Annotated in this window: 25 protein-coding genes; 13 read left to right on the forward strand and 12 right to left on the reverse strand. The window is 70.9% G+C overall.

Translation table 11 applies throughout. The features are described from left to right. The first annotated feature begins 10 nt into the window (after nt 1-10). Complete coding sequence (locus C8D81_RS19220) at nt 11-1,021, forward strand: dipeptidase (RefSeq protein ID WP_094433246.1); 1,011 nt, start codon at nt 11-13, stop codon at nt 1,019-1,021. Nucleotides 1,022-1,186: 165 nt separating this feature from the next. Here C8D81_RS19220 and C8D81_RS19225 read toward each other — a convergent pair whose 3' ends face one another. From C8D81_RS19225 to C8D81_RS19235, 3 genes are all read right to left on the reverse strand, one after another. After that, nucleotides 1,187-1,666 carry a DUF2975 domain-containing protein gene (locus C8D81_RS19225; protein ID WP_094433248.1) on the reverse strand — a complete coding sequence of 160 codons (480 nt, stop codon included), beginning with the start codon at nt 1,664-1,666 and terminating at the stop codon, nt 1,187-1,189. Nucleotides 1,667-1,725: 59 nt separating this feature from the next. Beyond that, nucleotides 1,726-2,430, reverse strand: a complete 705-nt coding sequence (locus tag C8D81_RS19230) for a hypothetical protein (protein WP_133626633.1) — start codon at nt 2,428-2,430, stop codon at nt 1,726-1,728. Between the two features lie 221 nt (nt 2,431-2,651). Next, nucleotides 2,652-3,563, reverse strand: a complete 912-nt coding sequence (locus C8D81_RS19235) for a hypothetical protein (protein ID WP_094433253.1) — start codon at nt 3,561-3,563, stop codon at nt 2,652-2,654. Between the two features lie 91 nt (nt 3,564-3,654). On the opposite strand from C8D81_RS19235, the gene C8D81_RS19240 reads away from it, so the two are divergent. The 4 genes from C8D81_RS19240 (at nt 3,655) to C8D81_RS19255 (ending at nt 8,238) form a co-directional block, all read left to right on the forward strand. Next, complete coding sequence (locus C8D81_RS19240; protein ID WP_094433256.1) at nt 3,655-4,365, forward strand: copper homeostasis protein CutC; 711 nt, start codon at nt 3,655-3,657, stop codon at nt 4,363-4,365. Then, the gene (locus C8D81_RS19245; RefSeq protein WP_094433258.1) at nt 4,358-5,743 is read left to right on the forward strand and encodes an amidase; all 1,386 of its coding nucleotides are present in this window, start codon (nt 4,358-4,360) and stop codon (nt 5,741-5,743) included. Before C8D81_RS19240 ends, C8D81_RS19245 begins: the two co-directional genes overlap by 8 nt. A 165-nt stretch (nt 5,744-5,908) precedes the next feature. After that, on the forward strand, nt 5,909-6,763 hold the full coding sequence (locus C8D81_RS19250) for a DUF559 domain-containing protein (RefSeq protein ID WP_166646905.1): 855 nt from the start codon (nt 5,909-5,911) through the stop codon (nt 6,761-6,763). Nucleotides 6,764-6,783: 20 nt separating this feature from the next. Continuing rightward, the gene (locus tag C8D81_RS19255; RefSeq protein ID WP_133626635.1) at nt 6,784-8,238 is read left to right on the forward strand and encodes an aldehyde dehydrogenase family protein; all 1,455 of its coding nucleotides are present in this window, start codon (nt 6,784-6,786) and stop codon (nt 8,236-8,238) included. On the opposite strand, the gene C8D81_RS19260 is transcribed toward C8D81_RS19255, so the two are convergent. After that, nucleotides 8,210-10,288: a HelD family protein gene (locus C8D81_RS19260; protein WP_094433264.1), complete on the reverse strand. Its 2,079-nt coding sequence runs from the start codon at nt 10,286-10,288 to the stop codon at nt 8,210-8,212. The genes C8D81_RS19255 and C8D81_RS19260 overlap by 29 nt on opposite strands. A 147-nt stretch (nt 10,289-10,435) precedes the next feature. On the opposite strand from C8D81_RS19260, the gene C8D81_RS19265 reads away from it, so the two are divergent. The 4 genes from C8D81_RS19265 (at nt 10,436) to C8D81_RS19280 (ending at nt 12,832) form a co-directional block, all read left to right on the forward strand. Further along, nucleotides 10,436-10,999 carry an NUDIX hydrolase gene (locus C8D81_RS19265; RefSeq protein WP_229119711.1) on the forward strand — a complete coding sequence of 188 codons (564 nt, stop codon included), beginning with the start codon at nt 10,436-10,438 and terminating at the stop codon, nt 10,997-10,999. Between the two features lie 72 nt (nt 11,000-11,071). After that, on the forward strand, nt 11,072-11,491 hold the full coding sequence (locus C8D81_RS19270) for a CBS domain-containing protein (RefSeq protein ID WP_094433266.1): 420 nt from the start codon (nt 11,072-11,074) through the stop codon (nt 11,489-11,491). A gap of 73 nt (nt 11,492-11,564) precedes the next feature. After that, nucleotides 11,565-12,017 carry a carboxymuconolactone decarboxylase family protein gene (locus C8D81_RS19275; protein WP_094433268.1) on the forward strand — a complete coding sequence of 151 codons (453 nt, stop codon included), beginning with the start codon at nt 11,565-11,567 and terminating at the stop codon, nt 12,015-12,017. Further along, the gene (locus tag C8D81_RS19280) at nt 12,014-12,832 is read left to right on the forward strand and encodes a sigma-70 family RNA polymerase sigma factor (protein WP_094433270.1); all 819 of its coding nucleotides are present in this window, start codon (nt 12,014-12,016) and stop codon (nt 12,830-12,832) included. Before C8D81_RS19275 ends, C8D81_RS19280 begins: the two co-directional genes overlap by 4 nt. A gap of 1 nt (nt 12,833) precedes the next feature. Here the strand turns inward: C8D81_RS19280 and C8D81_RS19285 are convergent, their stop codons facing one another. From C8D81_RS19285 to C8D81_RS19310, 6 genes are all read right to left on the reverse strand, one after another. Beyond that, nucleotides 12,834-13,736, reverse strand: a complete 903-nt coding sequence (locus C8D81_RS19285) for a WcbI family polysaccharide biosynthesis putative acetyltransferase (RefSeq protein WP_133626636.1) — start codon at nt 13,734-13,736, stop codon at nt 12,834-12,836. A 68-nt stretch (nt 13,737-13,804) separates the two neighbouring features. Then, nucleotides 13,805-14,485 carry a hypothetical protein gene (locus C8D81_RS19290; protein WP_133626637.1) on the reverse strand — a complete coding sequence of 227 codons (681 nt, stop codon included), beginning with the start codon at nt 14,483-14,485 and terminating at the stop codon, nt 13,805-13,807. Between the two features lie 59 nt (nt 14,486-14,544). Continuing rightward, nucleotides 14,545-16,197: a DNA repair helicase XPB gene (locus C8D81_RS19295; RefSeq protein ID WP_208109405.1), complete on the reverse strand. Its 1,653-nt coding sequence runs from the start codon at nt 16,195-16,197 to the stop codon at nt 14,545-14,547. After that, nucleotides 16,197-16,982, reverse strand: coding sequence for a hypothetical protein (locus tag C8D81_RS19300; protein WP_133626638.1), 786 nt, complete (start codon nt 16,980-16,982; stop codon nt 16,197-16,199). The genes C8D81_RS19295 and C8D81_RS19300 overlap by 1 nt, the downstream gene beginning before the upstream one ends. 42 nt (nt 16,983-17,024) lie before the next feature. Further along, on the reverse strand, nt 17,025-19,205 hold the full coding sequence (locus C8D81_RS19305; RefSeq protein ID WP_094433276.1) for a helicase-associated domain-containing protein: 2,181 nt from the start codon (nt 19,203-19,205) through the stop codon (nt 17,025-17,027). Continuing rightward, on the reverse strand, nt 19,205-20,200 hold the full coding sequence (locus C8D81_RS19310) for a hypothetical protein (RefSeq protein ID WP_094433278.1): 996 nt from the start codon (nt 20,198-20,200) through the stop codon (nt 19,205-19,207). Before C8D81_RS19310 ends, C8D81_RS19305 begins: the two co-directional genes overlap by 1 nt. A 199-nt stretch (nt 20,201-20,399) precedes the next feature. Between C8D81_RS19310 and C8D81_RS19315 the strand changes: the two genes are divergently transcribed. Next, nucleotides 20,400-21,269, forward strand: coding sequence for a serine protein kinase RIO (locus C8D81_RS19315; protein WP_094403548.1), 870 nt, complete (start codon nt 20,400-20,402; stop codon nt 21,267-21,269). Between the two features lie 21 nt (nt 21,270-21,290). On the opposite strand, the gene C8D81_RS19320 is transcribed toward C8D81_RS19315, so the two are convergent. Beyond that, complete coding sequence (locus C8D81_RS19320; RefSeq protein WP_094355670.1) at nt 21,291-22,742, reverse strand: MFS transporter; 1,452 nt, start codon at nt 22,740-22,742, stop codon at nt 21,291-21,293. 156 nt (nt 22,743-22,898) lie between these two features. On the opposite strand from C8D81_RS19320, the gene C8D81_RS19325 reads away from it, so the two are divergent. The 3 genes from C8D81_RS19325 to C8D81_RS19335 all read left to right on the forward strand — a co-directional run bounded on the left by C8D81_RS19325 (nt 22,899) and on the right by C8D81_RS19335 (nt 25,066). Beyond that, entirely contained in the window at nt 22,899-23,780 is an 882-nt protein-coding gene (locus C8D81_RS19325; RefSeq protein WP_094355669.1) for a LysR substrate-binding domain-containing protein, read from the forward strand. 79 nt (nt 23,781-23,859) lie between these two features. Further along, nucleotides 23,860-24,243, forward strand: a complete 384-nt coding sequence (locus C8D81_RS19330) for a cold-shock protein (protein ID WP_094355668.1) — start codon at nt 23,860-23,862, stop codon at nt 24,241-24,243. A 25-nt stretch (nt 24,244-24,268) separates the two neighbouring features. Next, a complete protein-coding gene (locus C8D81_RS19335) occupies nt 24,269-25,066 on the forward strand; it encodes a DUF3027 domain-containing protein (protein WP_229118008.1) in 798 nt (265 codons plus the stop codon). A gap of 123 nt (nt 25,067-25,189) precedes the next feature. Here the strand turns inward: C8D81_RS19335 and C8D81_RS19340 are convergent, their stop codons facing one another. Continuing rightward, nucleotides 25,190-26,047 (reverse strand): LGFP repeat-containing protein, encoded by an 858-nt coding sequence (locus C8D81_RS19340; protein ID WP_094433280.1) that lies wholly within the window; start codon nt 26,045-26,047, stop codon nt 25,190-25,192. Nucleotides 26,048-26,128 lie beyond the last annotated feature (81 nt).

Below are 26,128 nucleotides of genomic sequence, written 5' to 3' on the forward strand. Positions count from 1 at the left end.
AGTCGGGCGCATGACCACCCCGATCCCCATCGTCGACGGACACAACGATCTGCCCTGGGCGATGCGCAAGCACTGTCGTTACGACTTCGACGCCTGCGACATCGCCGTCGACCAACCCGCGCTGCAGACCGACCTGCCGCGGCTGCGCACCGGTGGCGTACGCGCCCAGTTCTGGTCGGTCTTCGTGCCCGGGGTGAAGGGCGAGGATCCCGTTGGCACAGGGGATTTCTTCGCCGACACCTGCGAGCAGATCGACGCGGTGCACCAGATGGTCGAGCGGTATGCCGGCGATCTGCGGCTGGTCACCACCGCCGACGAACTGGACGCCGTGCTGGCCGCCGGCCCGGACGCACCGATCGGGTCCCTGCTGGGCGCCGAGGGTGGGCACAGCATCGACAACTCGCTGGGCTGCCTGCGTACCCTGCACCGGCTCGGCGTGCGCTATCTGACTCTGACCCACAACCAGAACAACGAATGGGCCGACTCCGGCACCGATGAGCCGCGGCACGGCGGGCTGACCGACTTCGGCCGCGAGGTGGTCGCCGAGATGAACCGGCTCGGCATGATGGTCGACCTCTCGCACACCGCGCCGACCACGATGCGCGACGCCCTCGACGTGTCGACGGCGCCGGTGATCTTCAGCCACTCGTGCGCCCGGGCCGTGCAGGACCATCCCCGCAACGCACCCGACGACGTGCTGCAGCGGATGGCCGCCGGCGGGGGAGTGTGCATGGTCACCTTCGTCACCAAATTCCTTGCCGGTGAAGGGAATCCGGCACATCTTACCGATGTGGTGCGTCACATCGAGCACGTCCGTGAGGTGGCCGGGATCGAACACGTCGGCATCGGTGGTGACTATGACGGCACGACCCTGCTGCCGCCGGAACTGCCCGACGTCTCGCACTATCAGGAGTTGATGGCCGCGCTCGCCGATCGCGGGTGGAGCCGCGACGAGCTGGTCGCGCTCGGTTCGGGGAACATCGCCCGGGTCTTCCGTGCCGTCGAGGAATCCGCAGGCTGAGCGCGCCCTTCCGTTCGTCGAGCAGGGCGCGCAGCGCCCGTGTCGAGACGAACCCGTTCCGTACCGAACTCATCTCGACACGTCGGCCCTGCTCCGCTTCGCTGCGCAGGGCCGACTACTCGATGAGCGTGAGCCCCGAAAGCGTTTCGGGGCGGGCCTGACCCGTCAGCCGGCCGCCTCGAGTTGCGATCGCAGGGTGGTGGCCTGCAGCAACAGCCCCCGCAGGACCACCATCAGCAGCCAGAGCACGGTGATGACGGCGGTGATGAGGATCAGCAGCATCGGCATCCCGGGATCGTCGGCGTTCACTCCGACGACGACCAGCATGCCGACCACCACCAACCAGGCGGCGGCGATGGCAACGACGATCGCATCGACCCACTTCACCGAGGAATGGGTGAAGATCCGGTCCCGGCTGATCAGCGCCAGCAGTTGCCAGGTCGCGACCAGTGCCACCTGGGCGCACAGCACCAGGAAGACCGCGATGGCGGTCAGCGGCCAGCGCAGCTTCGCATCGTTCGGGTTCTGCGAGGTCTGGTATGCGATCCCGCCGGGCAGGGAGAAGAACTGGAAGACGAGCAGGATCGCGAACAGCACGACCAGGCACACCCGGAGCGCGGCGATGGCATACCTCGGCGACAACATGCCTCGACTATCGACCATCCGCCGGCCCGGGACAATCGGCCGCTGGTCTCTGACCGTGGCTACCGCAGTTCGAGGATCCGCCCGTCGAGATCGGCGGTACCGGTGAGGCGTGGCCCGTCGTCGCTGCCGGCGTAGATCTCCAGCACCGGGGTGCCGTTGCGGGATACGGCGTCGACACTGGTGGAAACCTCTCGACCGCTGCGGCGGAGAAGTTCGTCGGAGACTCGGAGCAGGCCCCGGCTGTTCACCACGGCTGGATCGAAACTCTCGGGGAAGGGTTCACCGCCCAGACGTGAACCCACCAGCGGACGATACTGATCCCGGCCCCAGATCCGGTCCTGGTCGGCCATCCGGCCCCTCAGGCCCATCGATGCCTCTTGCCGGGACAGTCGAAACAACCCGATCGAATAGGTGGCCTGTGGTCGCAAGGCCGATAGTTCGGCGAGTCCGTCGGCGACGCCCTGCTCGGTCCAGAAGTCGTATGCGGGTATCTCTCGCCCCGGTGCGACCGCGCACCGAATCCTTCTCTGGTTGGGAAAATCGCCCTGCATGATGTCAAGGATGAGCTGACCGTAGGGTTGGCCGATGGTGCCCAGGCTGCCCCCGGTGCTTTGCAACAACTCGCGCGCTCGACCGACGAGGAATGCGTCCGCCGGAAACGGCGCTGCTCGGATCGATCGAAACATGTCGGGAACGGGCGCGTCGGGTGCGATCGCGAACGGCCCACCACTGCTCACCAGGTTGCGACGATCGACGGTGGTCACATAGACCCGATCGGGATAGACCGTCAGCTGCAGGACGTCGTTGCCGATCTCGGTGAGGATGCGGTTGGTATCGGGGTCCTCGGAGGTACGCCGTTGCAGCGGGGTGGCCGAGACCGGGGCCGGATCCACCCGGAGCCGACTCGTCGGCGTACACCCCGCAGCCGCCAGACCGAGCCCCAGCCCGATCCCGCACACCGCGCGTCGCCCCACCATGACCGAACCTACTGCGTCCTGGTGATCCGCCCGCTGAGGTCGGCATCGCCGACCAGGCTGAGGCCGTCCTCGTCGGTCGCGGTGAACTCGATCCTCGGTTTCCCGTTGCGGGACAGCACGAGCAGCTCCATCCCGTTGAGTTCGCCAGTTCCGCTGCGATCGACGAGGGAACCGGCGAGGCGCATCAGGCTCTGGGTCGTCACCATGGCCGGATCGAGTGGCTCGGTGCTGCGGGGGGTGAAGAGTTCCCCGCGGGTCAACGGGCGGAACTGGTCACGCAACCACTCCTGATCCTGTTGCTCGGATCGCCCGTGCAGCACGACCGCCGTGCCCTCCTTGGCGTCGTGGCGCAGGCCGAGCGCATAGGTCTCCGTGCGCTGCACCGCACGCAGTTCGGCGAGCCCATCGGTCAGCCCCTGTTCCTCCTGGTAGCCGTAGGCGGGGACCTCCTTGTCCGGCGGGAGTGCGCAACGCACGGTCTCGTCCATGGGAAACATGCCCTGCTTCACCTCCAGCAGCACCTGGTCCTCGGAGCGGAAGACTGCACCGAAATCGCCCCCGTTGGCATCCACGATCCGGCGTACGGCCGCGACCAGGAAGGCATCGGCCGAGAGGGGATCCTGGGACAGCGGCGGAATCTGCGGATCCTTGACGGGGGCGAAGGCTCCACCGCTGCTCAGCAGCTCACGCCCATCCTCTGTGGTCACATAGATCCGGTCCGAATAGATGGTGAGCTGGGCGATCGTCCCGCCGATCTCGGTCAGGATGCGATTGGTGTCGGGATCCGACGAGGTGCGCCGCGCGGGCGTCGGGGCGGCGGCGCGGAGCTGCTCCCTGGCGGCCGGTGCCTTCGGAGTGCAGCCCGCGGCCGCCAGCCCGGCACCCAATCCGATCGCGCATACGGTGCGCCTGCCCACCATGAACCCAACCTAGGACCGGTCGGGTGAAAACTGCACCGGGACACGTCCGTCGTTGCCGGAATGTGTCCAGCGCCTGCGGCACACTGAGGTCATGAGAGGGCTGCTCGAAGTGCTCGCCCTGCACCCGGCCGACGCCCAACGGGCGGAGGAGGGCGGGGCCGACCGGGTCGTCGTGGTGGGGTCGCTGGACGACGACGGGTACGCCCCGGAGCCTGCGCTGATCGAGAAGGTGCGCGACGCCACCAGCATCCAGCTGCGGGTGCTGCTCCGGCTGCGCGCCGGCTTCGGCACCGACGGCGGGGAGTTCACCCGGTTGCGTGGTCTGGCCGCCGCCTATGTCGATGCCGGTGCCGACGGGCTGGTACTCGGATTTCTCAACGGACACAGCGAAGTGGACACCGAGGTGCTCGGCGCGCTGCTCGAGGAGGGGGACTGGCCCTGGACCTTCGACCGCGCCATCGACCAGGCCCTGGACACCGACCGCGCCTGGCGCGCACTGCGCGGACTGCCGCGGCTCGACCAGGTGCTCACCGCCGGCTCCGCCCGCGACATCGAGCACGGCCTGGACGAGGTGATCACCCGCGCCGGGGCCGACCCGCAGGTGGCCCGGCTGATCCTCGCCGGCGGCGGACTGCAACCCGAACACGTGCCATGGCTGGCGCGCGCCGGCGTACGCGCCTTCCACATCGACACCGCGGTCCGCCCGCAGTCCTCGCTCAAGGCCTACGTCGACGCCGACCTGGTGCACGGCTGGCGCAGCCTGATCGACTCCGTGATCACCCGCCAGGAGCACCGTGCCTGAACTGTGGCAGCGCGGCGCGGCCGACCTGGCTGGGGCGTACAGCGCGGGGGAGACCGACCCGAGCGAGGTCGCCGAGGCCGTGCTGGCCCGGATCGCCGAACGCGAACCGGTGCTGAACGCGTTCTGGATCCACGACACCGACCGGGTACGCGCCGAGGCCGCCGCGGCCACCGCACGCCGCCGCGCGGGCCGGCCGCTGTCCCGCTGGGACGGGGTACCGGTCACGATCAAGGAGAACATCGCCCGCGCCGGTTGGCTGATCCCCTCGGGCACCGCGTTGCCCGACCCGCCGACCGCCGCCGCGAACGCGCCGATCACCGACCGGCTCGAGGAGGCCGGCTGTGTCATCCTCGGTGCCACCGTGATGCCGGACTGGGGGATGCTCAGCTCCGGGGTTTCCAGCCGGCACGGGATTTCCCGCAATGCCTGGGATCCGGCGCTGACCACCGGTGGTTCCAGTGCCGGGGCCGGCACCGCGGCCGCGGCCGGGTTCGGGCCCTGGCACGTCGGCACCGACATCGGAGGTTCGGTACGCCTGCCCGCGACCTGGCACGGGCTCGCCTCGCTGAAACCGAGCGAAGGCCTGATCCCGCTGGACGTGCCGTATCTGGGGCGGGCCGCCGGTCCGCTCGGTCGTCGGGTCGATGACATCGCGACCCTGATGTCGGTGCTCGCCGTGCCCGATGCCCGTGACTACAGCACCCGCGGCTATCCGGGGATGGACTGGCGACTCGTCGTGGATCCGGCCGGGCTGCGCGTCGGGGTGCAGCTCGATCCGGGTTACGGGCTGCCGGTGGATCCCGTGATCACCGCTGCGGTGGAGAATGCGGCGGATGTGTTGCGCGCGGCCGGAGCCAGGGTGGAGCGGGTGGAGCCGTTCGTCACCGAGGAGATGGTGGCGGGGATCGACGGGTTCTGGCGGGCCCGCTCGCTGGCCGACCTGCGGGACCGCAGCGAGGCCGAGCAGGAGCTGGTGCTGCCCTACATTCGGGCCTGGTGTGCCGGCGGGGATCGCTTCGACGGACCGGTGACGGTGCGCAACTATCAGCAGTTCGCGGCCCTGGCCCGGGCCACCCGCGCGACCTCCGGGGCGTACGACGTGGTGCTGTCACCGGTCGCCCCGGTGCTCGCCTTCGGTGCCGAGCAGCCGATGCCGCAGGCCGACCCCGAGCTGCCGATGCAGCACGTCTCCTTCACCGTTCCCTACAACATGTCCGGCCAGCCCGCCGGCACGATCAACGCGGGCCGGGCCGACGACGGCCGGTGGATCGGCCTCCAGGTCGCCGCCGGGATCGCCCGCGACGATCTGGTCGTCGGCCTGCTGCGCTGGCTGGAGGAGCGGCTGCCACAGCCCGACTGGACCGCCGATCAGGAATGATCATGGAATATCCGCACTTATATTCGGATACTTCAGATGAGGGGTCGAATATTCCATGATCATTCCTGCGGGTCGCTGTCCACAGCCCCAGCACCGACGGCGGGTTGTCCACAGGTCGCCGGGTGCGAGCGCACGATTCCGGGCCAGCCGCCCCATGGTGCCGGCATGGACATCCATCGCCTGCTGGCCGCCAACCACGGCATCGTCTCGGTCCACCAGCTCCGCCAGCTCGGTATCGGCTTCCCCGACAGCCAGGACCTGGTCCGCCGGGGCGTGCTCAGCCCGGTCCGCCGCGGCTGGTACCGCACACCCCACTGGGTGGACCAACGGATGCTCCGGGCGGTCACGGCCGGCGGTGCCCTGACCTGCGTCAGCGCCCTCGACCTGCACGGCCTGTGGACCCCGCCGACCGCCGAGGTGCACTGCCGCCGGACGACTGCGATCACCGAGCCGCTGCCCACGGGCCTCGTCGACTGCTGGCCGACCGGTCCGCGGCCCTTGGTGCAGCGGTCGGTCGACAACCTGGGCATGGCCCTGCGCTGCGCCGCCCGCTGCCGGAGCGAGGAAGAGCTGATCGTGCTGCTCGACTCGGCGCTCAACCTGCGGCGCGCCACCCGGGCCGAGCTCGAGCAGCTGCTCGCCAACGAACCGCGGCGGGTCCGCCGCGCCCTGAGTCGGCTCGCCCCCGCCGAATCCGGCACCGAGACCATGGTCCGGCTCCGCCTGCGCGCGCGACGGATCGAGGTGCGCCCCCAGGTCCGGATCGGGTTGATCGGCCGAGTGGACTTCCTGATCGGGGAGCGGTTGATCATCGAGGTGGACAGCTACGAGCACCACTCCCGGGGCGCCGGATACGAGCGCGACCGGGAACGCGACCAGCAGCTGATCGCGCTCGGCTATCTGGTGATCCGGATCAGCTACCAGCAGGTGCTGCACCGCTGGCACGAGCCGGAGGCCGCCATCCTCGCCGCGATCCGCCGGGGTGACCACTATTGGCGCAGCTGTCGCCAGCAGGGGTGAGCGGGGTCTACTCTCCCGGCATGAGCGAACTCCTCGACTCCCTGCCCGCGGGATTGCCGATCGGTGACGAGTGGGTCGCCACCGCTGAGACGGCGACGGTGGTCTTCCCCTACGACGGCAGCACCGTGACCGAGGCACCGGTGGGCGCGGTGGCCCAGGCCGAGCAGGCACTCACCGCCGCCGAGGGCGTACGCCGGGCGATGGAGTCGGCGACCGTCGGCCAGCGCCGCGCCGTGCTGCTCGGCGTCGCGAATGCGATCCGGGAGCACGCCGAGGAGCTGGAATCCCTGCTGGTGCTGGAGACCGGCAAGCCGCTGATCGACTGCAGGGTCGAGGTCGCTCGCACCCTGTCCACCTGGGAGGCCGCCGCCGAGGAGGTCGGCCATCTGGTCGGCGAGACCGTGCCGCTGGATCTGCAACCCCCCGGTGCGGGGATGATCGGCTACTTCCAACGCAGACCGGCCGGGGTCGTCGTCGGGATCGCGGGCTTCAACTACCCGCTGCTGCTGGCCTCGCACAAGGTCGCGCCCGCGGTCGGCGCCGGCTGCCCGGTGATCTGCAAGCCGGCGCCGCAGACCCCGCTGGCGACCCTCTGGCTGGTCCAGCAGACCCGGGAACAGCTGGCCGCCAACGGATTGCCGGAGGCCGCCTGCCAGCTGGTCACCGGCGGCGTCGAGGTGGGTGACGCGCTGGTCACCGATCCCCGGGCCGCCGTCGTCTCCTTCACCGGCTCCGCCGCCGTCGGGCACCTGATCGCCAGGAACGCCGCCCCGCGCAAGGCGCTGCTCGAACTGGGCTCGAACACCGCACTGATCGTGGCCGCCGATGCCGACCTGGATCGCGCCGTCGATGCGGTGATCCGGGGTGGCTTCTATGCCAATGGGCAGGCCTGCATCTCGGTGCAGCGGCTGCTCGTGCACCGCGAGGTGGCCGAGGATTTCCTGTCCCGATTGCAGAAACGGCTTCCCGAGGTGGTCGTCGGCGACCCCCGGGACGCCGCCACCCGGGTCGCGCCGGTGATCGATCAGCGCAGCCGGGACCGGATCGCCGGCTGGTTGCGCGACGCGGTCGACCGGGGTGCCCGGGTGCTCGCCGGCGAGGACGGTACGCCCGGTGACGGTGCCTTCCGCCCCACCCTGGTCGCCGACGTACCGCGCGATGCCGACCTGTGGCGGGAGGAGGTGTTCGGCCCGGTGGTCTGCGTCACCGAGGTCGCCGACATCGACGAGGCCATCGAGATCGCCAACGACTCCCGCTACGGCCTGCAGGGATCGGTCTACACCGCCTCGTTGGCGACCGCCTTCGACGTGCTGGACCGGTTGCAGGTCGGCGGGGTGGTGGTCAACGAGATCCCCGGCTTCCGCTCCGACGTGATGCCCTACGGCGGGGTCAAGGATTCCGGCATCGGCCGGGAGGGGCCGCGCTGGGCGATGGAGGAGTTCACCGTCACGAAGATGGCGATGATCCGGCCATGACCGGTGCCGTGCCGAGTTCGGTGGGCAGATCCTCGGCGTGCAGCACGATCAGCGAGGTGACCGCGCGGGTCAGGCAGACGTAGAGCCGTCGCAACCCGGTGCGGCGATCGGCCTCCCCGGCGACGATGCCGGCCGGCTCCAGCAGCACCACGTGGTCGAACTCCAGACCCTTCGCCAGGCTCGCCGGGGCAAGCTGCACATGGGAGACGAAGCCGTCGTCGGCGCCGAGCAGCTGGTAGGTGATGCCGGCGTCCTCCAGCACCCGACGAGCATCCCGAACCAGCACATCGGGCAGGATCACCCCGATCGTGCCCTCGCGCTCGTCCAGCTCGCCGACCGCGCCCGGCAGTCCGCCCAGCGGATCCACTGCCCGCAGCTCCAGCTCGCCGCGGCCGCGGCGAACCGAGTGCGGGGGAGTGAGCCCCGGTGCGATCGTCGGCAGCAACCGCGCGGCATAGTCGATCACCGCACCGGGCACCCGGAAGCCGGCGACCAGCTCGGTCAGCTCGGCATCGGCCTTGCCCAGATGGCGCAGGGATTCCGGCCAGGAGCGGCTCGCCCACGGCGTGGTCGCCTGGGCCAGGTCACCGAGCACGGTCACCGACCCGGTGCTCACCCGTCGGCCGACCGCGCGGAGCTGCATCGGCGACAGGTCCTGGGCCTCGTCGACGATCACATGGCCGAGGCTGCCGGTGCGCTCCAGCAGGTCCCGGGCCTCGTCGATGAGCACCAGATCCGCCAGCGAGAACTTCGCCGATTTCGGGGTCCGGGCCGGTTTCCCCAACCGCAGCAGGGATTGCTCGTCCTCGGTGAGGATCCCGGTGCAGGCCTCGGCCCGGAACTCCGCATCGGTGAGCAGCCGCAGCACCAGCTGATCGGCCTTCACCTCCGGCCAGATCTCCGCGCAGTACGCCTTCACCGGCCGGCTCTTCGCCACCGCGTTCTGCACCCGGTCGTCGGGGGAGTCGCCGGCCGCCTCCATCCGCAGCAGCACCTGATGCGCCAACCGGATCGGCAGCAGTTCCCGACCCGCCTGGTACCGGACCCCGCGGGCCCGCAGTGCGGCCATGGCCTCCTCCGCCCGGTACGCCGGCACCCGCCACTGGTGCGCCCCACGCGGCACCACCAGGGTGCTGGTCGGCTCCCGGAGCTGGCCCCAGATCGCCCGGTGCAGCACCTCGGCCAGCCGCGGATCACCCTTGAGGATCGCGACCTCGGCCGGGTCCTCGGCCCGCACCGGATGCCCGGTCTCCTTCTCCAGCAGCGATTCCAGGGTTTCGGAGCGGGCATCGATCTCACCGAGCGCGGGCAGCACGTCACCGATGTAACCCAGGAAGGAGTCGTTCGGCCCGACCACCAGCACCCCGGAGCGGGACAGCTGGTTGCGGAACGAATAGAGCAGGTACGCCGCCCGGTGCAGGCCGACCGCGGTCTTCCCGGTCCCCGGGGCGCCCTGGATGCACAACGAGCGGCCGAGCTCGGTCCGCACCAGCACATCCTGCTCCGGTTGGATGGTGGCGACGATGTCGCGCATCGGCCCGGTACGGGGCCGCTCGATCTCCGACTCCAGGATCCCGCTGTGCTCATCCCCGTGCGGTGTCGTCAGCTCCTCGTCCTCGAGTGCGGTCAGCTCACCGTGGTCGAAACCGAAGCGGCGCCGCAGGCGTACCCCCATCGGTTCACCGGGCCGCGCCCGATAGAAGGGCAGGGCCATCACCGCGCGCCAGTCGATCACCAACGGCTCCCCACCGGCCTCGCCGACGACATGCCGGCGGCCCACGTAGAGCCGCTCGTCCAGCTCCGCGCCGAGCGTCCGGTCGTAGTCGAGCCGGCCGAAGAACAGCGGCACCTCCGGGTCGTCCTCCAGGGACCGCATCCGACGCCACAGGGACTCCGCAAGGATCTGGCTGGACACCTCATTGCCGCCCTGGATCCTCTTGTTGTGCAGGGATTCGGCGGCTTCCCGCATCCGGTGCAGGGTGGCCCGGGAGTGCGCCAGGTGGTCCCGCTCGGCGGTCAGCTCGGGGTCGGGAGAGTGGGGATCGGGCATCGCTGCTGCTTCCATCCGTTCGGCACGTGGCAGCGTGCCGACATCGCGGTGGGCGATGGGAGCGGGATCGGGATCCGGGGAAGACGCAGCACTCTAGACCTGCCCGGCTGCCGGTGTCGAATCCTTCGCCGTCGTAGTCTGAGGCGGGTGAGCGACCCGCAGCCCGCCGAGCAGGCCACCCGCTATCAGCCACTCCCGCCCGAACAGCGCCCGCACAAGCAACGCAGCGCCGTCCGGGTGGTGGTGCAGGCCGGGGACGAGGTGCTGCTCTTCGAGGACTCCGATCCGGGTTATCCCGGCATCACCTGGTGGGTGGTGCCCGGTGGCGGCATCGATCCCGGTGAGACCGCCGCCCGGGCCGCGGTCCGCGAGGTCGCCGAGGAGACCGGGTTGCAGATCACCGAGCACCAGCTGATCGGGCCGATCAGCCGCCGATTGGCGGTGCACGGCTATTCGGATCAGGTGCTGGAGCAGACCGAGGACTTCTATCTGGTCCGGGTGCCGCGGTTCGTGGTGGACACCGCCGGCTTCACCGAGGACGAGAAGATCACCCTGCAGTCGCACCGCTGGTGGCCGCTCGCCGAGCTGCGTACCACCACCGCCTGGATCTGGCCGCGCTACCTGCTGGAGCTGATCGGCTGGGCCGACGAACCCGAGGGCTGGGTGCACGAACTCGGCCGGGAGACCGACGAGTCGACGCTGGCGGTGTGAACCGGAGACAGACCGCGGGTGAGGCGCTAGCGTTACCGCCAAACCGTTACGCGACAGGAAGTGAGCCACACGATGTCCACCGCACGCGAACTGATGACCAGCCCCGCCCAGACCCTCGCCCCGACCGATTCGGTGGTGACCGCCGCCCAGGCGCTGGCGAAGAACGATGTCGGCTCGATGCCGGTGGTGGACGACAACGGCATCCTCGCCGGTGTCCTCACCGACCGCGATCTGGTGGTACGCGGGCTCGCCGAGGGCGTTGACCCCGAGCGCGGCACCGTCGCCGACGTGCTCACCGAGACCGTCGTGGTGGTCGAGGCCGACGACGACGAGGCCGCGGTGATCAACGCGCTCGCGCAGAACCAGGTCCGCCGCCTGCCGGTGATGGAGAACAACAAGGTGGTCGGCGTGATCAGCCAGGCCGATCTGGCCCGCGAGCTGAGCAACTCCCAGACCGGTGACGTGGTCGCGGAGATCTCCCGCAAGGAGTGACCTCAACCCCTGACGGAGCCGCCCCCTCACGAGATCGCTGTCACGAAAATCGGGGCGGCTCCGTCACAGGGGCATGACCAATCGGATCAACATCCACAAGACCAACAAGCTCGGCATCGCCGCCGTGCTCGGCATGGAGGCATACAACCGCCGCGGCATGGACGCCGGCCTCAAGGAGCTGGTGGTGCTGCGCGCCTCGCTGCTGAACGACTGCCGCTACTGCATCGCGATGCACCGCCGCGACGCGACGAAGCGCGGCGAGACCGCCGAACGCCTCGATGCGGTCGCCGACTGGCCGCAGCACCGCGAGCTGTTCACCCCGGCCGAGCAGCTGGCGCTGGAGTTCACCGACGCGGTGACCCGCATCCACGGTGAGGAATCGGTGCCCGATGAGCTCTACGACCGGGTGCAGGCGACCTTCGGTGAGGCCGGCACTGGACACCTGCTGCTGACGATCGCCACCATCAACGTGTGGAATCGGCTCGCGATCAGCACCCGGATGGACCCGGCGACGCTCAAGCCGTGAGCGACGATCTTGAACACCTTGGCGAACGCCGCCGGCTGACCGGCCTGGCCTACCGGCTCACCGGCGTCTGGGCCGACGCCGAGGAAGCCGTCGCCGAGGCGTACGCCCGCCTGCTGGCCGCCGACCCGCCGCGCGAACCCGCCGCCTGGTTGACCACCGTGACCACCCGGCTGGCCATCGACCGGTTGCGGGCCCGGCAGCGCGAGGCCTATGTCGGGCCATGGCTGCCCGAGCCCATCGACACCGCCCTGCTGCCCGAGGAATCCGTTGTGCAGCAGCAGACCCTGCGTCTCGGGCTGCTGGCCCTCTGCGAACAGCTGAAGGGCGCCGAGCGCGCGGCCTTCGTGCTGCGCGAGGCGTACGCGATGTCCTATGCCGAGATCGGGCTGGTCCTCGGTGTCGCCGAGGCGACCGCCCGCCAGCACGTCAGCCGCGCCCGGCGGCGGCTCCAGGTGCCCGACCTGGAATCGAGCGTCGCTGCGGAGACCGAGGCGCTAACCCGGCTCGCCGAGGCGCTCGCATCCGGTGAGGTGGCACAGGTGGCCGCCCTGCTCACCGACGACGCCCAGGTGTGGACCGACGGCGGTGGCGTGGTGTCGGCGGCCCGCAACGTGATCCTCGGCCCCGAGAAGTGCGCCCGGTTCCTGGTCGGCACGTCGCTGGCCAGCATCGTCGCACCGCTGACGGTGAACGGCCGTCCGGGTGTGACCGCGAACAGCAAGGGGGTACGCCGGGTCGGCTGGCTGGTGCTGCGCGGCGACCGGATCGCCCGCGTCTGCATCATGTCCAACCCGGCGAAACTGGCCCGGATCTGAGTCAGTTCGGCAGTCCCAGCGTGGTCAGCGTCTGCGCATGCCGCTTCAACCCGGCCTCGATCATCTCCGGATGGTCGGCGTACCAGGCCCGCTGGGTCTCGGCGAGCTCCTCCTCGCTGACCTGGCGGCCGTCGATCGTCCACCCGGTCCGCGCCTCGCCGTTCAGCGACAGTTCGTCGACCACCCAGTCGGGGATCGGGGCCAGCAGGCCGCCCAGCAGTTCCCGGCCGGGGTCGGCGACCGAGCCCGACAGTCCCAGCTCCTCGGCGATCCGGCCGGCGAGTCCGATCAGCACCGGATTGCCCGGATGGTTGATCACATTGGTCGCCGCGGTATCGGCCTCGGTGAGCAGATCGTCGGCCAGCAGGGTCTCGTCCTTGTCCTGGCGGCGCTTCAGCTCCTCGCGCGACTCGTCGGCGATGGTACGCACCGCGCCCGCCGGCGGTCGGTGGTCCAGCGGCGCGCCGGTCAGCACCCGCAGATCGTGGTAGGGCACCCCGGGCGGGTCACCCGCCTCACCGCGGACCAGCACCTGGAACGGGTGCAGCGGCGCCCAGAACAGCGCCGGGATCCGGACCACCCGCGCATCGTTGGTGCGTTCGGCCACCTGCGCGCTGCCCAGCGGCAGGTCGCGGTAGTCATCGCGGACCGGCTGGGCGATCAGCGCGGTGGTCTTCGCCAGGGTGCGCTCCAGATGCGGCAGGTCGTCCTCGGTCAGCTCGTGCACCGCCGGGATCCGTACCGTGGACCACTGATCCCCGACGAGCGGATCCAGCAGTACGCGCAGGGCCTCGGCCTGGCAATTGCCCCAGACCATCAGGCAGGGGCCCGAGGTCTCCCGGTGCCCGTAGAACTCTCCGTAATGCCATTCCCGCGGATCGACTCCGTCCGGCACATCAGTCATGAAGGAAATATATATGTCGACATAAGACGTGAATAGGGGCCTGACGCGGTCCTGGGATGGCGTACGCCTCAGGGCTTGGGGATCTCGGTGACGATCAGCCCGTTGATCCCCTCATCGCTGATCACCAGCAGCGCCGGACCGGGCGGCATCTCCACCGAGACCCAGCCCTCCTTGGACTGGCCGGCCTTCAACTCGTTGTCACCGAGCGGGTCCTTGCCGGCACCGATCCCCGGCAGATACTCGTTCTTGCTGGTGTCGTAGACCGCGTAGTAGTTCGGCGAGGTGAGCATCGTGCCCTCGGTGCAGTCGTAGCGCAGCTTCAGATTCAGATACTGCTTGCCCTCACCCGGGGGCAGGTCGCCCTTGTCGGACCATTCGGCCGCGGCCACCATGATCGTGCCCTTGCCGTAGAGCCCCTCGACGGTCACCCGCTGCCCGACCGAGCCGTGCTGCAGCGGTGCCGGCGTCCCGGTACGCGGGGTGAGTGTCGGGGTCGGGGAGGCATCCACGTCACCCGTCGGCTGGGTCACCTGCATCCGGATGAAGAAGAACAGCACCACCAGCGCGGCGAGCAACACCCCCGCGCCGAGCACCAGGACCGGGGTCGGGAACTTCTTCACCCGCCCGGCGGGGGCCGGCGGCGGACCAGGGGTGTGCTCGGGCTCGGCGACGTAGTCATCGTCACCGGGCATCGGTCGGTGTCCCGGTTCGGGGAGCTCGGACTCGGGGTCGGGTTGCTGCCTGCTCACTCGGAGAAGGATATGTGGGTCGGCGCCAGCGTGCCTCCCGGTCAGTCCGAGCCCGGTTCCTAATCGACGGTGTCCAGTTCCTCGGCGTCGATGATCCGGTAGGCGTACCCCTGCTCGGCCAGGAAACGCTGCCGGTGCTGGGCGAAATCGGCGTCCACGGTGTCGCGGGCCACCACCGCGTAGAAGCGGGCGGTCACCCCGTCGGACTTCGGTCGCAGCAACCGGCCGAGCCGCTGCGCCTCCTCCTGCCGGGAGCCGAACGAACCGGAGACCTGGATCGCGACCTGTGCCGAGGGCAGGTCGACCGAGAAGTTCGCCACCTTGGAGACCACCAGCAGGTCGATCTCGCCGCTGCGGAACTGGTCGTAGAGCTGCTGGCGCTGCCGGGTGGTGGTCTCACCCTTGATCAGCGGGGCGCCCAGGCGTTCGGCCAGCTCGTCCAGCTGGTCCACGTACTGCCCGATCACCAGCCGCGGGACGCCCTGGTGGTGGCGTACCAGCTCCTCGACGATCTCGGTCTTCGCCTCCGCGGTCGCGGCCAGTCGATAGCGCGCCTCCGGATCGGCCATCGCGTACGCCAACCGGTCCGCCTCGGGCAGCGTGACCCGCACCTCGACGCAGTCGGCGGGCGCGATCCAGCCCTGCGCCTCGATGTCCTTCCACGGGGCGTCGAACCGCTTCGGCCCGATCAGGGAGAACACATCGCCCTCCCGGCCGTCCTCGCGGACCAGCGTCGCGGTCAGCCCGAGCCGGCGGCGGGCCTGCAGATCGGCGGTGCGCCGGAAGACCGGCGCCGGCAGCAGGTGCACCTCGTCATAGATCACCAGCCCCCAGTCGCGGGCATCGAACAGCTCCAGGTGCTGGTGCACGCCGCCGCGCTTGGTGGTGATCACCTGGTAGGTCGCGATGGTGACCGGCCGGATCTCCTTGCGGGCACCGGAATATTCGCCGATCTCGTCCTCGGTGAGATGGGTACGCCGCAGCAGCTCGTCCTTCCACTGCCGGGCGGACACGGTGTTGGTGACCAGGATCAGCGTGGTGCTGCCGGCCATCGCCATCGCGGCGGCACCGACGATCGTCTTGCCGGCCCCGCAGGGCAGCACCACGACCCCGGAACCGCCGTGCCAGAAGGATTCCGCGGCGAGCTGCTGATAGGGGCGCAGCTCCCAGTCGGCGTCCTCACCGGCGGAGAGTTCGATGGTGTGCCGCTCGCCGTCCACGTAACCGGCGAGATCCTCCGCGGGCCAGCCCAACTTGAGCAGCACCTGCTTGAGATGGCCGCGTTCGGAGGGGTGCACCACCACGGTGTCCTCGTCGATGCGGGCGCCGACCAGCCCCTTCACCTTGGCCGAGCGCAGCACCTCGGTGAGCACCGGGCGGTCGGTGGTGACCAGCACCAGGCCGTGGGTCGGATGCTTCTCGATCCGCAACCGGCCGTAGCGGCCCATCGTGTCGGCGACATCGACCAGCAGCGAGCTCGGCACCGGATACCGCGACCAGGTGATCAGGGTGTCCACGACCTGCTCGGCGTCATGGCCGGCCGCGCGCGCGTTCCACAGCCCGAGCGGGGTGAGCCGGTAGGTGTGGATGTGTTCGGGGGCGCGCTCCAACTCGGCGAAGGGCGCGATCGCGATCCGGCACGCCTCCGCGTCGGGGTGGTCCACCTCGAGCAGCAGGGTCCGATCGGACTGGACGACCAGTGGGCCCGGCATCAGTTGGTCGGGCTCGCCGACGGTGCGGGTGCCCGGTTCACCAGGTCCCGGGTGGGGCTGCTGGTCGGCGGGGCCGTCTCGTACCAACCGGGGGACGGTGTCGGGTCATCCAGCGGCTCGGGCTCGTGGTAGGTGACGGTCGGCGCGTTGGTGCCCTGCATCCGGTCGTTGTAGGCGATCACCGTGACCGTGAACGAACCGGCCCGGGTCGGGCAGGCCAGCGTGGTCGAGGTGCCGCCGACGATCACCGAGCCCTGGTTGCTGGCGTACACGGTGTAGCGGGTCGCGCCCTCGGAGCGGCTCCATGCGACGGTGAACAGATTGCCGCCGTTGCACTCGGAAAGGCTGGTGCTGCTGATGATCTCGAAATCTCCTGGTGGTCCGTCGGGTCCTGGTGCGGTGGTCTGGGTGCCCGGTCGCGGCCGGGCCGGCGGGGCGTCGCCACCCCGGGGCGGGGCCGCCACCGGGGAGGCGGCCGCGGTGGGCGGCGCGGCGACGGTGCGGTTCGGGTCCGGTGCCGGCGTCCGGTCGGTCCGATGGGTCCGGCTCGGCGCCGGGGTGGCCTCGCGGGCGGGGGCCGTGGTGACCGGGTCCGGTGCCGGGGTCTGGGCCGGTGTCGCCGCGGCGGTCGGGCTGGGCGTCGGGGACGGGGACTGGGTCTCCACCGGGCGGCTCGCACCGCTGACCGCCTCCGGTCCCTGGTGTCTGGGCACCAGGATCAGCGCCAGCACCCCGAGGGCAATGGCGTAGCCGGCAACGATCCGGCGGACGACTTCCGGACGCACGCGCCAAGCCTACCCGAGGGGGGTGGGCGTCCCGTGGGGATTTCACCCGTTTTCCGGGCCCCGATTCCCACCGTCACCGGGCACCCGGGCCGCGGTCACCCGGGCCAGCGGCAGGCTCACCCCGGTCCCGGCGCGATCGGCTCCGGGACCGACCAGCCGGACCATCCCCGAACCGAGGTCCAGCGGCAGCAGGGTACGGCTGGTCCGGGTGCCGTCGGCCGCCACGTAGTCGACCTCGACCGGGGTCCGGGTGGTCAGCGCGTGCCGCAGCACCTCGAGGGTCTGCTCGGTGCGCATCCCGCGCTCCCGGGCCGCGGCGGCACCGGAGAGCAGGTGCTCGGCGAGCGCGCGGGGATCACCACCGGTGGGTGGGGCGGGCCGGCGGGAGCCGGCGGCCCGGGCCCTGGGCGGCGAGGTCAGCACCGCGCCCTGGGCATCCTCCGCGGCCGGTGCCATCCCGACCGCGCGGAGCAGCTGCACCACCTCGTCGGGATCGGCGTCGGCGACCAGTGTCTGCGGTCCGACCTGGCGTACGCCGAGGGCGGCGGCCTCCGGATGGGCCAGCACCGCACCGATCCGGACCGGGTCGTCGATCCGGACGTACGCCCGGGCGGTGCCGACCCGGACCGTGCCGTGCCGACGGGCGACGTCACCGACCAGGTACGCCAGCGGTTGCGGTACCGCGGTGCTGCCGTGCCGGGCCAGCCAGTCCAGCACCTGTTCGCTGTCCCACCCGGCGTCGAAGGCGCGGCGCAACGACTCGGCGGTGAAGCGGTAGACCCCGCCGCCACCGCGGGACTCCTGCTCGGCCAGCAGCCGCAGCTCGGCCGCCACCTGGTGCTCCAGCGGGCCGGGTGCGACGGCGGTCAGATCGGCCTGCAGCAGCAGCTCGGTGACCGGTTCGGGGAACAGGGTGAGCAGCTCGGTCGGCAGGTCGGCGCCGCCGGCGACCGGCAGCAGGCCGCTGACCTGATCCAGCGCGGTCAACCCGAGCCAGGCGGCCTCGGTGAGCACGGCGGCGGCCAGCTCCGCTGCGCCGATCACCCGGGCCAGGCCCGGCCGGTCCCAGTCCAGCAACCCGGCCAGCGCCACCGGGTCCGGGGCGCAGCCGACCGGCAACCGGGCCAGCACCGCGGCGCGGGCACCGGGCGCCCAGCGGGCCTCGGCCTCCTCGCCGAGCGCATGGCCGCCCTCGGCGCGGGCTGCCGCGTACCAGCGGGGGGTCTGCAACCAGCGGCGCAGCAGCACGGTGACCCGCTCCGCGACCGGCAGCGTCAGCCAGCGATCGAACTCGGTGGTCACCCGGGCCGCGGGTGGGGCGGTGGAGATCAGGTCGGCGGCGTACGCCACCTCGAGTGCGAAACCGGCGCGGGCCGGGTCGAGGCCGAGCTCGCGGGCGATCTGGGTGAGCTCGCGGACGCCGATCCCGCCGGCCCGCAGCAGCGCCGGGGAGCGGCGCTCCACCGCGTCCACCACCGCCTCCACGTCGTGGCAGAACTCGTAGGCCGCGCCGACGGCGGCGTGCGCGACCACCCGCGCCGGCCGGGTCCCCGCCGGCAGCGGATCCGGTGCGGTGTGGCCGGGGGTGCGTTGGAATCCGCCCCGCCAGGTCAGCGCCACCTCGCGCGGCAGCAGCACGGTGTCCGGTCCGGCCGGGCGCAGCAGCCCGCGGGCCAGCAGGTGCTCGACCGGGGTTGCGGGGTGGGTGATCGGGCGGTCGGCGTTGCGCACCGCGCCGGTCGGTGGACCCCAGGCGAGCCGGTCCAGGACGGCGGCCGCCCCCGGTGGCAGATCGGCGGTGGCGGCGGCGATCGTCGCCTCCGTCAGCGGTCGCGGGCTGGGTGCCGCGAGCCCGCCGGGGTGGGGTTCGAACGCCTGCCGGGCGGCCCGCACCAGGTGCAGTTCGGCGCCCTGACCCCAGACCAGCGCGAGCTCACGCAGCCGGTCCAGTGCGGCGACCACCGGTTCGTCGGGCGACCCCAGCAGGGCCGCGAGGTCGGCGGTGGTGGTCGGGTCCGGCAGGGCGGCGAGGGCCTCGCAGCAGTCCAGCTGGAAGCGGTTCAACCCGTCCAGGGCCCGGTGCACCGAGGAGGTCGTGGTCGCCCGGGCGACCAGTTCGGTGAGGTCGGCCGGCGGGGGCAGCCGCAGGTCGTCCCGGGCGGCGAGCAGACCGCTCAGCTGCTCGGCGTCCAACGAGCGCAGGGCGTCGCTGAAGCTGCGCATCAGCCCCAGCCGGGGTCGGGGTCGCGGTCCGGCTGCTCGGGCTGTTCGCCGCGGGACTGTGCCTTGGCGACCAGGGCGATCAGCGCGATCAGCACCGCCCAGCAGACGATCGCGCTCAGCTGGCTGAGCAGGTCATAGGCGAGCAGCAGATTGTCCAGACTGGACAGCACGCCGACGACCAGTGTGACCACCAGGGCCGCGGTACCGGCCAGGAAGAGATAGCGCACCCAGGCGCGGCGGTATCCGATCCGGCCCGAGGTGAGGAAGGCGGTCAGGAAGGCGAGCGGGGAGAGCCAGCCGAACAGGTCGACCAGCACGCACAACCCGCCGATCAGCAGCGCCACCGCGGTCGGGAAGGTGACCCCCTCCAGCACGCCGCTCACGCTCACCCGTTGTTGCCGGGGTGCCGGTTGTGGGCCGGGGCCGAACCACTGGGGGCTGCCCGGTGCGGGATAGTCGCTGAGCTGTTCGGGGCCGGGTTGACCGGCCGGCGCACCCTCGGGCGGTGGGAAGTCCAGGCCCTGGCGCTGGCCACCGGTGAGATGGAACGCCTGGTGCGGATCGTGGACCGGTGGGCCCGCCACGTCGGCGGGGTGGGGTACGCCGGGTACCACGCTCGGCGTGGCCGGCAGCGGGTGCCCCCCGGCGGGCGTACCGGCCGGGGGGCCGCTCGGCGGGGCCCATCCGGGGTCGGGCTGGCTGGAGCCGGTGAACCCGCTGTGCGCCGCTCCCCAGGCCGAGGCGCTGGAATCGGTCATCACACTCGAGGTCACCTCGAAGGCCTGCTGCGGATCGCGCTGCGGACCGACCTCGGGGCGGTGCTCGGTGAGCGGGGAGACCTGGTGCCGCTGCTCGAAGACCGGCCGCTGCGCCGGTGCCCCGGCCGACAACTCCTGCCGGGGCGGGGCGATGTCCAGTGCGGCGACCTCGGGTGCGGCAAAACCGGCCGGGCGCTCGCGCGGCGCGTACTCCGGTCCATCCTCCCAGGTCGCCATACCGGTGATTCTAGTCGGCGATCGGATCGGGACCCGCGCCCGGAAAATCGGTTGCGGGTCGGACCCGGGCGGAGCAGGCTCGGACCGCACCGTCGAGATTCGTGTCGTGGGCCTGCCCGCGGCAGCGGGGGAGGAGGAGTGATGGCTGTCATTCGGCTGACGCCTGCCCGACCTCAACTCCGACTCCAGGAGCCCCCGCATGTCAGAACCGTTTCCCGGGACCGGTCCACGGTCCGAAGCTGACCAGCCCTTCCACTACATCGACCACGGCGACGAACTGCCCGCTGGTCAACGGTGGTCGAGCTGGACCACGACCCCGCCACTGAATCACGGTCCGCAACCGCGCCCGGACTGGGTGATCACCACCGAGGCGATCGACACCGACCTCGGCGGCCTCAAGAGCGGCAAGGAGGCGGATTGCTTCGTCTTCGAACGCGCGACCGCCACCGCTGATCCGACCGCAGACCGCTCGGTGATCCTGGTCGCGAAGCGCTACCGCGGATCCGAGCATCGACTCTTCCATCGCAACAGCGCCTACACCGAGGGCCGACGCGGTCGCAACAGCCGTGATGCCCGGGCGCTCGCCAGGCGCAGCGAGTACGGCAGGAAGGTGGACGCCCACCAGTGGGCGTACGCCGAATGGGACGCCTTGAAACGGCTGTGGCAGCTGGGCGTCCCGGTGCCCTATCCGGTGCAGATCGACGGCCTGGAGATCGTGATGGAGTTCATTTGTGACGACGACGGTGAGGCGGCCGATCGGCTGGCCGGTTACCGCGGAACCGCCGACGAGCTCGCCGGTCTCTGGCAGCAGCTCACCGAGGCCATGCGGATGATGACCCGCGCGGGCCTGGTGCACGGCGACCTGTCGGCCTACAACATCCTCATCGCCCGCGGTGAGCGGCCGCGGTTGGTGCTCATCGACGTGCCCCAGCTGGTCGACCTGATCGCCAATCCGAACGGCTTCGATCTGCTGCACCGCGACTGCATCAACGTGGCCGACTGGTTCGTCCGGCGCGGCCTCACCGTGTCCGCCGAGGACCTGTTCGCCGGCCTGCTCGGTGAGCTGTGAGCACACCGACCAGGCGGGCGGTCACCAGCGGGACGCGGGGACGATCTGGACCCGGGGCACCCGCGCCCGGCGGACCCGAAGCGTCAGGTGCGCCTCATAGGCCATCCGGATCGCGAAACCCGCGGCGAGCAGGACGATCATCGAACCGTTCAGCAGCAGCGCACCACGCGGGCCCCAGGCGTCGACCAGGGCGCCGGAGAGCAGACCGCCGAGGGCCTGGCCGCCGATCAGCACCAGCACGTAGACGCTGATCACCCGGCCGCGTACCCACTCCGGCGCGGTCAGCTGGACCAGGGCGTTCGCCGACTGCAGGAACTGCAGCTGGACGATGCCGAACGCGACCAGGGTGACCGCGAAGATGCCAAGGCTCGGGGTGGCCGAGGAGAGGGCGAGCAGGCCACCGAGCCCGGCGGTCAGTGCGGTGAGCTCACGCAGCCGCAGGATCCGGCGGCGGCGGGCGGCCAGCTGGGCGCCCAGCACGGCACCGATGGCGACCATGCCGGTGCACAGGCCGTAACCGGAGACGCCGGCATCGAAGGCCCGGCTGGCCATCGAGCTGAGCAGCACCGGCATGCTGGCGCCGAACACCCCGACCAGCCCGACCAGGGCGATGGTCCAACCGATCTCGGGGGTCTTCAGCACCGTCCGGATGCCGTCGGAGAGCCGGCCCCGGCGGGCACCGTCGGCGCCGCGGGGTCTGGTCCGGTCGGGCGTGCGGATCAGCAGCAGGCTGGTCACCACGATCAGGCAGGTCACCGCGTTCACCGCGAAGCACCAGCCCAGGCCGACCCCGTGGATCAGCCCGCCGGCGATCAGCGGACCGGCGATGCCGGCGGACTGGAAGGCGGTGGCGTTCAGCCCGAGCGCGCTGCGCAGCCCGTCCCGGCCGACGAGCCGGTTGACCAGCTCCAGGCGGCCGGGCTGTTCGACGACCGCGGCCAGGCCGAGGCCGAGGGAGAGGCCGTAACTGGCCCAGACGGTGGCTCGGTCGGTGAGCACCAGGACGGCGAGCACGGCGGCCATCGCGGCCACCATGGACTGGCTGAGCAGCAGCAGTCTGCGGGGGTCGAAGCGGTCGACGAGGGCACCGCCGAAGAGGCCGAGGACCAGCACCGGCGCGAACTGGAGCGACACCGACAGGCCGACGGCCGAGACGCTTCCGGTGAGTTGCAGGACCAGCCAGTCGACGGCGATCCGCTGCACCCACATACCGAGGCTGCCGATCAGGAAGGCGGCGACATAGATGCGGAACTGGCTGTTGTTGAGGGCGACCAGGCCCTGCGGGAGCCGGTCGGCGATCCCGGGTGCGGTGGGTCCGGCGGCGGTGCTGGACTCGGGTGCCGGTCGGCCGGCTATCTCGGGTTCGGGATCCGGCGTGGGGGCGACGGCGGTGGCGGAGGAGGTGCCGGTCGGGGAGGTTGTGCTGGCGCTGGTGCTACGGACTGCAGGGGGAGCTGCAGGTTCTGCGGGCATGACGAACAATCACCGTTTCTGGTGTCGAGGGTTTGAAGGGTTGGCGGGCCGCGCTGCCGGGTACGAGACTATGCCCGCCCCAGTCATTGATCCAAACAATGGAGCGTATATATTCCATAAGCAACGCTTCTGACTCCGAACGGGGGAGATCGACCCGTGCCCGAGACCACGCCCGCCACCCACTTCGATCCGGCACTGCTGCGCGGCTTCCTGGCGGTCGCCGACACCGGCAGCTTCACCCGCGCGGCCGAGCAGCTCGGCATCTCCCAGCCTGCGGTCTCCCAGCAGGTACGCCGCCTCGAGCAGGCCGCTGGTCGGCAGCTGGTGGTCCGCGACACCCGCTCGGTCGCGCTCACCGACAACGGTGAGGCGATGCGCGGTTTCGCCCGGCAGATCCTGGCCGCCCACGATCAGGCGAGCAGCTACTTCTCCGGGTCGGCGATGCGCGGCCGGTTGCGCTTCGGCGCCGCCGATGAGTTCGCGCTCTCGGACCTGCCACGGATCCTGCGCGAGTTCCGCCAGCACCACCCCGGGATCCAGCTGGAGCTGACCGTCGCCCAGTCCGGCGTACTGCAACGCCGACTCGACTCCAACCATCTGGACCTGATCCTGATCAACCAGCGCCCCGACTCCGACACCGGGCGGATGGTGCACCGCGACCAGATGGTCTGGGTGGGGCTGCCGAACACCGTGCTGGAACCGGGGGAGACCGTGCCGCTGGTCACCTATCACGCGCCGAGCTGGTCCCGGCAGGCCGGGATCGACGCGTTGAACGCGCACCAGATCCCCTGGCGGATCGTCTGCAACACCCGGCAGGTGCTCGGCATCATGGCCGCGGTCCGGGCCGGGCTCGGGCTGTGCATGCTGGCCCGCACCCGGGTGCCCGGTGATCTGCGGGTGCTCAGCGGCCGATTCGGGCTGCCCGAGCTGCCGATGCTGGAGCAGGCGCTGCAGGCCAATCCGCGTTCCCCGCGGGAACCGGTCGAGGCGCTGACCAACTCGATAATGAACCTGCCGCTGGCGGCGATCCAGCGATAGACTTGGGTACGCCCTCGGCCCAGCTGTCGGGGGTTCGTCCTGTTCTCTGCATGCCCGATGCGATCTAGTGAGGTTTCTCGTGCCGACTGGCAAGGTCCGCTTCTTCGACGCCGACAAGGGTTTCGGCTTCCTGACCAAGGATGGCGGGGGTGACGTCTACGTGCGCTCCAACGCCCTGCCGGCCGGGGTGACCACCTTGAAGCCCGGTCAGAAGGTCGAGTTCGGGGTGGTCGAGGGCCGCAAGGGTGAGCAGGCGCTGTCGCTCACCCTGGTCGAGGCCCCCACCTCGCTGTCCCGGGCGAGCCGCAAGAAGCCGGAGCAGATGGCGCTGCTCACCGAGGACCTGATCAAGCTGCTCGACGGCATCGGCACCGGATACCGGCACGGCCGGCATCCGGACGCCAAGCACGCCGCCAAGACCGCGGCGCTGCTGCGCGCGGTGGCGGACGAGTTGGAGCTGTGAGCCCCCTGCCGCGAGAATGGTCGAGATGAGCAGCACCCAGATCCCGCCCCGCAGCCGGGCGCCCAAGCTTGACCAGGCCTGTGCCGATGCCGTCGACCTGGCCCGGGAGGCCGCCGAGGCGGCCACCACGGTCGTGATGAGCGTCGGTGAGCACACCGAGGTACGCGCCGAGGCCGACCGGGTGGCGACCCACTACTTCGCCTGCACCCATCCCGGTTATCGGGGCTGGCAGTGGGCGGTCACGGTGGCCCGGGCGTCCCGCGCCCGCAAGGTGACCGTCGACGAGGTCGTGCTGCTGCCCGGTCCGGACGCGCTGCTGTCCCCGGCCTGGGTGCCGTGGGCCGATCGGATCTCCGACGGCGATGTGGGGCCCGGCATCCTGATGCCGACCCCGGACAACGACCCGCGCCTGGAGCCCGGTTACACCGGTGGCGAGCGGGCCGCCGACACCGACCCGGCCGAGGCCAGCCAGCTGCGCGCCGTGGTGGCCGAGCTCGGCCTGGGACGCGAACGGGTGCTCTCGGCGTACGGTCGCGAGGAGGCCGCCGAGCGCTGGCTGGACGGCGACGGCGGGCCGCGCAACGAGATGACCCGGCAGGCGCCGGGCAGCTGCGTCAGCTGTGCCTACTTCGTCCGCCTGCAGGGCGGCCTGGGGACCGTGTTCGGGGTGTGCGCGAACCAGTACGCCCCTTCCGACGCCCATGTGGTGAGCATCGACCACGGCTGCGGCGCGCACTCCGACGTCGTCGCTCCCGAGCGCGAGGGCGAACTGCCCAACCCGGTCTGGGACACCATCTCCCTGGACGACTCGCTCTTCGACTGAGCCCCGGGCGCTCGCGAACTCGCCCCGATCGCGATCCATCGAATCTTGCGTGCATCCCGCTGTCCCTGCAGGGGTAGCGGGATGCACTGAGGATTCGATGGATGGTCGTTGCGGGCGTACGCCTCAGCGGCGGTTCTGCTGCAACTGGCCGGTGCGGAAGTTGTAGCTCAGCCAGCCGCCCTGGAACTGCTGGGTGACCACATCACCGGAGCGCACCTCGGGGCCGGTGGGGTAGCGCAACCAGCCGTTCTCCCAGCCGCTGTCCCGCCACACCTGGAAGAACAGGCCGCCGACATCCCAGGCATCGGTGCCGGGGGTCCAGTAGATGGAGCCGTTCTGGAAGTGGGTGCCGCACCCGCCGTCGCGCAGGCCGCAGAACTCGTCGCTGATGGGATAGCCGAGTCGGCCGTTCTCCCAACCGGTGGCATTCCAGCGGTCCTTGATCCGGCCGCGGACCCAGTGGGTGCCGGTGTTCGGCGACCAGTAGACCGAGCCGCCGGTGGTGTGCACACCGCAACCGCCCTGGGCGAGACCGCAGAAGCTGTCGGTGACCGCGTGGCCGACCGGCATGGTGTTGTTCTGGAACCAGCCGAGATAGCGCTGGGCGAGCGGGTAGCGGATCGCGTGCCCCCAGCCGGTCGTATCCGCTGATGGCACCGAACTGCTGCTGACGACCACGATGCCGTTCTCGTGCCGACCCCAGCAGTAGGAGCCGCAGAGGGTGCCCCAACCGCCCGGGTCCTCATAGAGCTTGCCCTCCAGATATGCACCCAGCCACGGGTTGCGGTTCCGGGCTTCCGCGTAGTTCTGGGCGAGTGCCTTGTCGTAGTAGCGCGGATCGGTCCGCGGTTCCGCGGTCCGGGGGGCAACGGTTGCCGCGCCCTTGGGTGTCGGCGTCGGGGCGGCGTGCGCCGGCGCCTGGCTGGTGATCAGGATGGTGAGTGCGGCGATGACCGCCGCTGCCAGTCGATGGGGTGACATTGGAATCCTCCGATGAGAGAGATCTCTGGCTTCTGCGGTGAACGAGTCCGGTTGGCGCCGCAGAGTTCCAATAGCCTGACG

It is taken from the genome of Enemella evansiae, from assembly GCF_004362375.1.
GTDB lineage: Bacteria > Actinomycetota > Actinomycetes > Propionibacteriales > Propionibacteriaceae > Enemella > Enemella evansiae.